This is a genomic window from Mesorhizobium sp. M2C.T.Ca.TU.002.02.1.1 (assembly GCF_003997225.1).
Window position 1 is genome coordinate 1 of record NZ_RZTO01000157.1, and the last position, 9,759, is coordinate 9,759.

A 9,759-nucleotide genomic window follows, 5' to 3' on the forward strand; every position below is an offset into this window, starting at 1 on the left:
CCTGGAACTTTGGCTCCAGCGCCGTCTCGATCTTCTCGATCCTGCTCACCGTCTCCTCGATCTCGCGGCGGTAGCCGCGGTTGAGGAGCGCCATGCGCGCGCCCGCGCCGGCGGCGTTGCCGACAGCCGAGACCTTGTCGAGGTCGCAATCCGGGATCAGGCCAAGCACCATGGCGTATTTCGGATCGATGAAGGATCCGAAAGCGCCGGCGAAATGGATGCGGTCGACATGGTCGGTGTGCTGCTTTTCCATCAACAGCTTGGTGCCGGCATAAAGCGCCGCCTTGGCGAGCTGGATGGCGCGCACGTCGTTCTGGGTGATCGTGATCTTCGGCTCGCCTTCCTTCAGCACGTAGGAGAAGGTGCGGCCGTTGGGCACGATGCGCGGCGAGCGCATGCTGAGCGATCCGTCGACGACGCCGTCCTCGGAAATGATGCCCGACAGATACATCTCGGCGATCACTTCGATGATGCCCGAACCGCAGATGCCGGTGACGCCCGTCGCCTGCACGCTTTCGGCGAAGCCCGGCTGATCGGACCACAGCTCCGAGCCGATGACGCGGTAGCGCGGCTCGAGCGTGTCCGGGTCGATGCGCACGCGCTCGATGGCGCCTGGCGCCGCGCGCTGGCCGCCTGAGATTTCCGCGCCCTCGAAGGCGGGGCCGGTGGGCGAGGAGGCCGCAACGACGCGCGTCCTGTTGCCGAGCACGATCTCGGCATTGGTGCCGACGTCGACGATAAGCATCATCTCGTCCTGGCGATGCGGGCCCTCCGACAACGTGACGGCGGCCGCATCGGCGCCGACATGGCCGGCGATGCAGGGCAGCATGTAGAGGCGCGCGCCCTGGTTGAGCTTCAGGCCGATGTCGGAGGCCTTGATGCGCACCGCGCCGGAGACGGCGAGCGCGAAGGGTGCGCCGCCGAGCTCGGTCGGATCGATGCCGAGGAAGAGATGGTGCATGATCGGATTGCCGACGAAGACGGAATCCAGGATGTCGGCGCGCTGGACGTTGCCTTCGGCGCAGACCTTGTCGACAAGGCCGGAGACCGCCTCGCGCACGGCGACCGTCATGCCCTCGCGGCCGTCCGGATTCATCATCACATAGGAGACGCGGCTCATCAGATCCTCGCCGAAGCGAATCTGAGGATTGGAGGTGCCGGAAGAGGCGGCGACGCGGCCCGAGAGCAGCGACACCAGATGCATGGCAATCGTGGTCGAGCCGATGTCGCAGGCGAGGCCATAGGCTTCGTTCTTGAGGCCGGGCCACAGCGCGATGACGCGAGCGATGTCGCTGTCGGCATCCTTGTGGATGGCGGCCGTCGCGGTCCAGTTGCCCTTGCGCAGGATGCCCTGCACCTGCGGCAGCAGATAGAAGTCGAATTCGAGGTTCTTGAGGCCCCAGTCCTTCATCAGGGCGATCTTGAGCCGGTCGAGGTCGCCGAGCGGCTTGTGCATGTCGGGCTCTTCGATCTCGACATAGCACATGCGGATCGCCGTATCGCGGGCGATCACCCTGGTGTCGGCGTCCTTGCGGATGGTCTGCGCGTTGATGACCGTATCCTGCGGCACGTCGATGACAAGGTCGCCGAGGATCTGTGCCGAGCAGGAGAGGCGGCGCCGCTCGGGCAGGCCGCGGACGCGCTCGTAGCGCTCTTCCTTGGCGCCCTTGGGCGAGATGTGGTCGTTGGACGAGACGATCTTGTGCTTGGCGAAATTGCCTTCCTGCACTTCGATCTGGCAGCGCCCGCAAGTGGCGCGGCCGCCGCACACGCTTTCGACATAGACGCCGAGCTGGCGCGCGGCATCGAGGACCGGCGTTCCAACGGGGAACCGGCCGCGCTTGCCCGACGGCATGAACAGGACGAGCGGATCGGTGATGTTGGGGGGAGGATTCATGCTGGCACGTGTCTCAATGGCTGCCGATGCCGTTTAACGGATCGTTTTACTATTGGGCGGAGAGTCCGTTGGTCCAGGGGCCAACCATGTCGGATCTTCTGCTCTCCGCCATCTTCACCGCGTTCACCATGGTGCGCGTGATCAAGGGCTCGTGGCTGCGCAATCCGCAATACCTCGCCACCGGGATTCTCGGCGCGATCGTCGGAACCCTGGTGCTGCACGCATACTGGCCCGCCTATGACGATGATTTCATCGTCGGCGGCGTGACGGGCATCTTCGGATCGTGGGCGGGGATGGCGTTGTTCGACGCCATATTGGGCGTGGCCTGAACGCAAAGCAGAGCTGCCCGAGCGCATCCGCGATGCGATCGGACCAGCCTTGTTTGCGGTGCGGTTCACGATTGCGCGCTTATCCCCTCGCCATGCGGGCTTCGCGGCCGCCGCGGCGACGGCCGCCGGCAGCGGCGGCGCCGTCGCCGGGAGCGGTCACCGCGACCGGAGCGGCAACGGCATGGCCGCCTTCGGCCGGCTTGTAATCCTTATAGGTGCGGATCCAGTTGGTGCAGTTCTCGTCGGTGCCGTTGAGCACATTGGCGCCGCGCACGGCTTCCATTTCCTGCGGCCGGACCGGGTTCATGATGGCGCTCGTCATGCCGGCGCCGATCACCATCGGGATGAAGGCGGCGTTGATGCCGTGGCGGTGCGGCAGGCCGAAGGAGATGTTGGAGAGGCCGCAGGTGGTGTTGACCTTGAGCTCCTCGCGGAGCCGCCGCAGCAGCGCGAACACCTGGCGTCCGGCGTCGCCCAGCGCGCCGATCGGCATCACCAGCGGGTCGACGACGACGTCATGGGAAGGAATGCCATGGTCCGCGCAGCGCTGGACGATCTTCTTGGCGACGGCGAAGCGGACATCCGGGTCCATCGAGATGCCGGTCTCGTCGTTGGAGATGGCGACGACCGGGACGTTGTATTTCTTGACCAGCGGCAGGATGGCCTCGAGCTTCTCTTCCTCGCCGGTGACGGAGTTGACCAGCGGACGGCCCTTGGCGACCTTCAGTCCGGCCTCGATCGCGGCGGTGACGGAAGAGTCGATCGACAGCGGCAGGTCGACCAGTCCCTGCACGATCTCCAGCGTCTGAACCAGCAGGCCCGGCTCCGTCTCATTGGGGTTGACCGAGGTGACGCCGGCATTGACGTCGAGCATGGTGGCGCCGCAGGCGGCCTGCTCCAGCGCGTCCTTGATGACGGTCTCGAAGTTGCCTGCAACCATTTCGGCGGCGAGCTTCTTGCGGCCGGTCGGGTTGATGCGTTCGCCGATCACGCAGAAGGGCTGATCGAAGCCGATGACGATTTCTCGGGTCGCCGAGGCGACGATGGTGCGGGTCATGCGATCTCTCCGTCGGGATATAAAGAGTTCTTTATATCGTTATCTGATTTGGTTCAAGTGAATGCGTGCCGACTACGTCTCAATGCGCGGTCTTCACCATGTCCACCTGGGTTTCGGTAAGCTCGTCGTGCAGTATGTGGTCGAGACGCTCGGCGACGATCTGGTCATCGCGGCGGATCTCGCGCTTCCAGGGCTGGCGGCCTTTCAGCACGCCGGATTCATCGACGATCTCGGCGACATATTCTTCCTGGCGGTAGGCCATCACATGGATGCCGGCGACGCCCGGGATTTCCTTCACCTCGTTGATGATGTCGATGCAGAGCTGCTTGCCTTCCTTCTTCTGATCCTGCGCGCCTTCCAGCCGCTTGATCACCGCGTCGGGGATGTGGATGCCGGGCACGTTGGACCGAATCCATTTCGCCGTCTTGGCGGAAGCGAGCGGACCGACGCCACAAAGCAGGAAGAGCTTTTCGGTGTGGCCGAGGTCGCGGGCCTTCTGCATGAAGGCTTTGAACATCGGCACGTCGAAGCAGTACTGCGTCTGCGCGAATTGCGCGCCGGCCGCGATCTTCTTGCCGAGATGGATCGGGCGGAAGTCGTAGGGCGGCGCGAAGGGATTGACCGCGCAACCAAGGAACACCTGCGGCGGCGTCGTCAGCTTGCGACCGGACAGGAACTTGCCGTTGTCCCGCATGATGCGAATGGTTTCGAGCAGCGACATGGAATCGAGGTCGAACACGGGCTTGGCGCCAGGCTGGTCGCCGGCCTGCACGCCGTCGCCGGTGAGGCAGAGCATGTTGGCGACGCCCATGGCGGCGCCGCCCAGCACGTCGCCCTGAATGGCGATGCGGTTCTTGTCGCGGCAGGCGATCTGCATGATCGGCGCGTAGCCCATGCGGGTGAGCAGCGCGCAGATGCCGACAGAGGACATGTGACAGTTGGCGCCCGAGGCATCGACCGCGTTGATGGCGTCGACCCAGCCGTCGAAAATCTTAGCGCGGTTGTAGACGTCTTCCGGATCGGCGCTGTCCGGCGGGTTGAGCTCGGTGGTCACCGCGAATTCGCCGCGGCGCAACACGCGCTCCAGCCGGCCGCGCGAAGTGTGGCCGGGCAGGGGATCGAGCGGCAGGTGGATACCGGCCGGGTTCTCGTCACGCTGAAGGGCGGTCATGCCGAAGCTCCGGGGGTCTGTGCCGTTTCACGCGCGGCGGCGGCCTGCGCGGTCACCCTCAGCCATGCCGAAGTTTCGCGCAGCGACTGATCGACCGGCTTCTGCACGGTCAGGATCTTGTCGCCATGCACCATGTTGCGCGAGCCCTCCCAGGCCTTGACCCAGACGCAAGGCATATCCGGTTCGACCTCGCAATTGCCGTTGGCGCGCACGCCGCCGCAAGGGCCGTTGCGCAGCTGCTTGGGACAGTTCATCGGGCACGACATGCCGGTGGAGGAGAGCACGCACTGGCCGCACATGCGGCAGTCGAACATGAAGCCCTTGACGCGCTTCTCGACGAATTTCACCGGAGCCTCGACGCGGCCGTAGCCGATGCCCTTCCACAGAGGGTGCAGGAGCAGGAAGACATCGGCGAACCGGCTGTAGAACCATTCAAGCAACCGCGAATGGCGGATGGACCACAGGCGCACGGCGAAAGTGCGCTGGACGCGGCGCTGCGGCGACACGTCGGCAGGCTTGTAGTCGGATTTCGGCGCTGCCTTCTTGACCAATGTGGCCTGGGTGACCGCCGGCTGCTTCTCAGACATTTTCTTTCCCGCCAGCCTTGACCAGAGCGACCAGCCGCTCGCGGTCATATTTCGCGTCGAGTTCCTGATAGGCCTTCTCGACCTCGGCCTCGATGTCGTCGCCGACCGGGACGGGGTCGGCCTTGCGCCATTCGGCCAGATAGTCGTCGGTGCCGCCGGCGCCGGTGCGCATGGCGCACATGTCGATCGCCTCGGTGAAGCGCAGCGGCAATTCGCGCTTGGCGTTCTGCCGGCCCTTCTTGACGATGACCTGGGCGGGGATGTCGCGCCAATAGACGACGATCAGATCGGCCATGAATTCTCAACTCCTCGATATGTCGGAGCATTGCCGCATGCGCTGTTGGCCCGCTTGTTATGGGACGACGCGCGCGCCTTCAAAAGCGACGCTGACGATGGCGCAAAGCGAATGCTGTCCGTTACCTGCCGATCACCAGACGCGCTTGGTCAGGCCGGTCCAGAGATAGAACCAGATCGTCGGGTGATACCACTGCTTGGACGGCAGGCCGGGATCGATGGTTTCCAGTCTGCCGGCCAGCGCATTCTTCACCGCTTCGACGCAGATATCGCGTGAAAACGCCGCCTGGCGCAGCGCGTAGCTGGCGATCGAGTCGCCCGTCTTGGGCCTGCCGCGCGCCTGCTTCAGCACGCCACCGGTGTCGACGCCGGCATCGACCAGGTGAACAGTAGTGCCGAAATTGTCTTGATCGCCGGAGGCCAGCGCCCAGTAGCCGCCATTCATGCCGCGATATTTTGGCGCGATGCCGGCATGGTAGTTGAGCACCGGGCAAGGCATCCTGGCCAGCATGTCCTTCGACAGCAGCCTGCAGCCGGCGAGCAGGACGACGCCCGGTCCGATGCTGGCGATTTCCTTCAGGCACTCCGGCCCGTTGGCTGACGGCACATGAACGATCGTCTGGCCCTGTCGTGGCTCGGTCGCGAGCTTTTCCTCGGCGATCAGTCGCTCGGCATGACCGGCCAGGAAGCGCTTGCCGAGCCTGGTCAGCACCATCGTGCCAAGCTGGCCGACGGCCGAGACCCAGCCCTGCCGCCGGGCGCGGCCCATGAGCAGGCGCTTTTTGGATTCGGGGTTCTCGAGGATGACGCTGACGGGACCGACCCGATCGGCAAGCGCATTGACGATGGCCCAGATATGCGGGCCACCTTCTGTGACGACCACGATCGGTCGCGTACTCGATTCCGACGCTGCCACGGCAAGCACCCGCTTGGAAAACCGGGCGCATGCTATGCGGGGCGGGTTAATCCTTGGTGTGCCGGAGGCGTTTCAGTACCCGGTTCAGCGCTTGAATTCCATGATGTCGAGCTTCGATTCGTAATAGGGCGCGGGGAATTCGATCCGCCATTCGGTGGCGCTGTTGCGGAAGGCGTAGCCGACCTGGTCGCTTTCGGGACCGCTGCCATAGGGCCTGGCCTTGTCGTTGTTCACCGAGAAAGAGCCGAGATAGATCGAGCGCTTCTCGTCATCGTCGAAGAAGCGGCCGGTGGTGCGTTGCGAGCCGCTGGTCTTGGTAAGCCGCCAGCCGGAGCCGTCGTCGGTCACCTTGCACTTGAACCAGCCATAGATGACGAGCGGGCTGATGCCGCCCGCCTTGATGGTGCGGCATTTCCAGTTGCCGGTGAGGTCCTTGTCTGAGAAAGCGACGAGCGGCCTGGCGAGCAGGTCATCCAACTGCTTGACCTCGGAGGAATTGCCGGCCTTGGCCTCTTCGAGGGCTGCCTTGCGCGTTTCGCCATACTTATCCAATCGTGCCTTGTCGGCGGCAGTGATCAGCGTCTGCACTTCGCCGTCGGCGTGGGCGGGCAAGGTGAGGGCGATGAGGCCGAAGACGGCAAAAAGCAGGCGAGGGGTCATGAAATCGTTTCCTCAAATCGATGGCTGGAACAGTTCTTTTCGTCACTGGCGCACAACTTACCGGTTCGCTACCGCCTGTCATCCATGCTTAACAGCGTGTGCTCGAAAAAATGGCGGTTTGATCGATGCGGATATTGCTCACGGGATCGTCCGGCTGGCTGGGCAGCGCGCTCCAGCCACGATTGGAAGCGCTCGGCCATGAGGTGGTCGGCCTCGATCCGGTTCTCTCGGCGCGCACGCAAGTCGTCGGCTCGGTCGCAGACCGCGACCTGGTCTTCGGAACTGTCCGCGACAATCGCATCGAGGCCATCATTCACAGCGGCGCGCTGCACAAGCCGAACATCGAGCATTTCGAGAACATGGATTTCGTCGCGACCAACATTCAGGGGACGCTCAACCTTCTCGACGCGGCCGTGGCCTGCGGCGTGGAGCGCTTCGTCTTCACCTCGACGACGTCGCTGATGATCTCGCAGGCCATCCGCGCCGGCTTCCGGGGTGGCGCGCGCAAGGCCGCCTGGCTGACGGAAGAGATGTCGCCGGAGCCGCGCAACATCTATGGCGTGACGAAGCTTTCCGCCGAGCATCTCTGCCGCCTCTACCATATCGAGCATGGGCTGCCGGTGGTGGTGCTGCGCACGGCTCGCTTCTTTCCCGAGGCGGACGACATGGCGCATGCGATCGAGCAATCGGACGCCAACACCAAGGCCAACGAATTGCTGTTTCGCAGGCTGACGGTAGAGGACGCGGCCGAGGCGCATGTCGCGGCGCTGGAGAGGGCGCCGAGCCTGGGTTTCGACGTCTTCATCGTCTCGGCGCTGCCACCGTTCCGGCCGCAGGATTGCGCCGAGCTGATCGCGGACGCGCCGTCCGTCGTCGCGCGCTATTTCCCGGATTATCCCCGGCTCTATGCGAGGAAGGGCTGGACGATGTTTTCGTCGATCGACCGCGTCTACGATCCGTCGCGCGCGCGGGAGCGACTGGGCTTCGTCTGCAAGACGAGCTTTGCCGACGTGCTTGCCGCGCTGGAAGCGGAGGTCTGAACGCCAGCCTTCTCAGGCGGTGCTGCGTGCCGCCCGCGCCAGTTCGCTGGTCAGGTCGCCGTAGCCGGTCGAGCGGCGCTCATAGGTGAGGCCGAGCATGGCCGCGGCTTTCTCGGCGACCTTGTCGAGCTCCGGATCGTCGGTCTGGGCGAGATAGATCAGCTTCTCGTAGTTGCCGAAATAATCCTTGATCAGCTCCGGATGCCGGTCGAGGCCGAGCGGCTTGATGAAGAAGGCCTCGAACTGGCGGCAGAGGAAGTCGGTCATGTAGAACGACATCATGTCGCCGTCGGCGACCTTCGCATAGGCCTCCGCGCCCTGGTAGAAGGCAAAGCAATGCGGCCCGGCCATGCGCTCGACACCGTGTTTCTCGATGACGCGGTCGAGCAGGCCTCCGGTGCCGCAATCGGCATAGCCGACGAAGATCTGCTGGTAGCCTTCCACCTTGGCTTTCTCGATCGCCTTGTCCATCGCCGGCGCGATGCGGTCCGGATAGAAATGGAACTCGGCCGGCAGGCAGGTCAGCTCGAGATGGTCGAGCTTTAGCTGTTGCTTGACGGCCAAAACTTCGCGCGCAATCATCCCGCAGGCGATGACGAGCAGCCTGTCTGTTTGATTCGGTTCCGTTTTTTGCGTCTTGACCAAGTCGGACCGGCTTTCGCTGCGGGGCTTAATATCTGTCGAGGGAGACACCGTCCATGAAACTGCTACGCATCGCGCCAATCGCCATCCTGGCTTGCGCGCTTGCACTCACCGCCTGCGCCAACGCCATCCGGGGCGTCGGCAAGGACGTCAAATCGACGGCAAGGGCGGTCAAAGACACTGTCAACTGATCGGCAGCCTCGTCCATCATCTGGGAACAAAAAAGCCGCGCTGCAAGGCGCGGCTTTTCTTGTCGATCCATCCTGATGCCTTGGGTCAGGCGGAAGCGCGAACGTTGTGCTTGCGCTTCATGAAATCCTTGGCGGTCTCGACGGCCACCGCGGCGTCGCGGCAATAGGCGTCGGCGCCGACGGCCTTGCCGAATTCCTCGTTGAGCGGCGCGCCGCCGACCAGGACGACATAATCGTCGCGGATGCCCTTTTCCTTCATCGTGTCGATGACGACCTTCATATAGGGCATGGTGGTGGTGAGCAGCGCCGACATGCCGATGATGTCGGGCTGGTGCTGCTCGATGGCGTCCAGATATTTCTCGACCGCGTTGTTGATGCCGAGGTCGATGACGTCGAAGCCGGCGCCTTCCATCATCATGCCGACGAGGTTCTTGCCGATGTCGTGGATGTCGCCCTTGACGGTGCCGATCACCATCTTGCCCTGCTTGGGCGCGCCGGTAGCGGCAAGCAGGGGACGCAGGATGGCCATGCCGGCCTTCATGGCGTTGGCCGAGAGCAGCACTTCCGGCACGAACAGGATGCCGTCGCGGAAGTCCTCGCCGACGATGCGCATGCCCTCGACCAGCGCTTCGGTCAGCACCGTGTAGGGCTGCCAGCCGCGCTCCAGAAGGATGTTGGTGCCTTCCTCGATCTCTTCCTTCAGACCGTCATAGAGGTCGTCATGCATCTGCTGCACGAGTTCGTCGTCGGAAAGCTCGGAAAGGATGATCTCGTCGTCGGACATATTCTCGGGCTCCTTGCTGCTCGGATCCACTGCGGCAGCCTAAAAATCGATGCGCCAATACCTAACCCGCGAGGGCAAGCTAGCCATAGCTGATTTGCGACTTCCCGCAAAAGGAAAGCGACTGAAAAATTGGCGCTTTTCTTGTCGATTTTGCGACAGGCGTTGGCGCTGGCTGGCCGTTTCCAATAGGG

Annotated in this window: 12 protein-coding genes; 3 read left to right on the top strand and 9 right to left on the bottom strand. The window is 63.8% G+C overall.

The genetic code is table 11. The features are described 5' to 3' along the window. Positions 1-1,897, bottom strand: a 1,897-nt coding sequence (locus EOD07_RS11220) for an ASKHA domain-containing protein (protein ID WP_127235492.1), incomplete at its 3' end; no start/stop codon positions are given. Positions 1,898-1,983: 86 nt separating this feature from the next. Between EOD07_RS11220 and EOD07_RS11225 the strand changes: the two genes are divergently transcribed. Then, the gene (locus EOD07_RS11225; protein ID WP_116390195.1) at positions 1,984-2,226 is read left to right on the top strand and encodes a hypothetical protein; all 243 of its coding nucleotides are present in this window, start codon (positions 1,984-1,986) and stop codon (positions 2,224-2,226) included. 79 nt (positions 2,227-2,305) lie between these two features. On the opposite strand, the gene EOD07_RS11230 is transcribed toward EOD07_RS11225, so the two are convergent. The 6 genes from EOD07_RS11230 to EOD07_RS11255 all read right to left on the bottom strand — a co-directional run bounded on the left by EOD07_RS11230 (position 2,306) and on the right by EOD07_RS11255 (position 6,911). After that, positions 2,306-3,283, bottom strand: a complete 978-nt coding sequence (locus EOD07_RS11230) for a methyltetrahydrofolate cobalamin methyltransferase (protein WP_127235494.1) — start codon at positions 3,281-3,283, stop codon at positions 2,306-2,308. A 79-nt stretch (positions 3,284-3,362) separates the two neighbouring features. After that, positions 3,363-4,454 (bottom strand): methylenetetrahydrofolate reductase, encoded by a 1,092-nt coding sequence (locus EOD07_RS11235; RefSeq protein WP_127235495.1) that lies wholly within the window; start codon positions 4,452-4,454, stop codon positions 3,363-3,365. Next, positions 4,451-5,041 (bottom strand): methylenetetrahydrofolate reductase C-terminal domain-containing protein, encoded by a 591-nt coding sequence (locus EOD07_RS11240; RefSeq protein WP_127235496.1) that lies wholly within the window; start codon positions 5,039-5,041, stop codon positions 4,451-4,453. Before EOD07_RS11240 ends, EOD07_RS11235 begins: the two co-directional genes overlap by 4 nt. Beyond that, positions 5,034-5,336, bottom strand: coding sequence for a virulence factor (locus EOD07_RS11245; RefSeq protein ID WP_041003951.1), 303 nt, complete (start codon positions 5,334-5,336; stop codon positions 5,034-5,036). The genes EOD07_RS11240 and EOD07_RS11245 overlap by 8 nt, the downstream gene beginning before the upstream one ends. Positions 5,337-5,468: 132 nt before the next feature. Next, the gene (locus EOD07_RS11250; protein WP_127235497.1) at positions 5,469-6,251 is read right to left on the bottom strand and encodes a formyl transferase; all 783 of its coding nucleotides are present in this window, start codon (positions 6,249-6,251) and stop codon (positions 5,469-5,471) included. Between the two features lie 84 nt (positions 6,252-6,335). Further along, on the bottom strand, positions 6,336-6,911 hold the full coding sequence (locus tag EOD07_RS11255) for a DUF4893 domain-containing protein (RefSeq protein WP_127235498.1): 576 nt from the start codon (positions 6,909-6,911) through the stop codon (positions 6,336-6,338). Positions 6,912-7,036: 125 nt separating this feature from the next. Here EOD07_RS11255 and EOD07_RS11260 point away from each other — a divergent pair, with 125 nt between their 5' ends. Next, entirely contained in the window at positions 7,037-7,951 is a 915-nt protein-coding gene (locus EOD07_RS11260) for an NAD(P)-dependent oxidoreductase (protein WP_127235499.1), read from the top strand. Between the two features lie 12 nt (positions 7,952-7,963). Here EOD07_RS11260 and EOD07_RS11265 read toward each other — a convergent pair whose 3' ends face one another. Beyond that, a complete protein-coding gene (locus EOD07_RS11265; protein ID WP_127235500.1) occupies positions 7,964-8,596 on the bottom strand; it encodes a DUF1638 domain-containing protein in 633 nt (210 codons plus the stop codon). 53 nt (positions 8,597-8,649) lie between these two features. Between EOD07_RS11265 and EOD07_RS11270 the strand changes: the two genes are divergently transcribed. Continuing rightward, on the top strand, positions 8,650-8,784 hold the full coding sequence (locus EOD07_RS11270) for an EncA/B family entericidin (protein WP_127235501.1): 135 nt from the start codon (positions 8,650-8,652) through the stop codon (positions 8,782-8,784). An 85-nt stretch (positions 8,785-8,869) separates the two neighbouring features. On the opposite strand, the gene EOD07_RS11275 is transcribed toward EOD07_RS11270, so the two are convergent. Next, complete coding sequence (locus EOD07_RS11275) at positions 8,870-9,568, bottom strand: B12-binding domain-containing protein (protein ID WP_040982454.1); 699 nt, start codon at positions 9,566-9,568, stop codon at positions 8,870-8,872. Between the last annotated feature and the right edge of the window lie 191 nt (positions 9,569-9,759).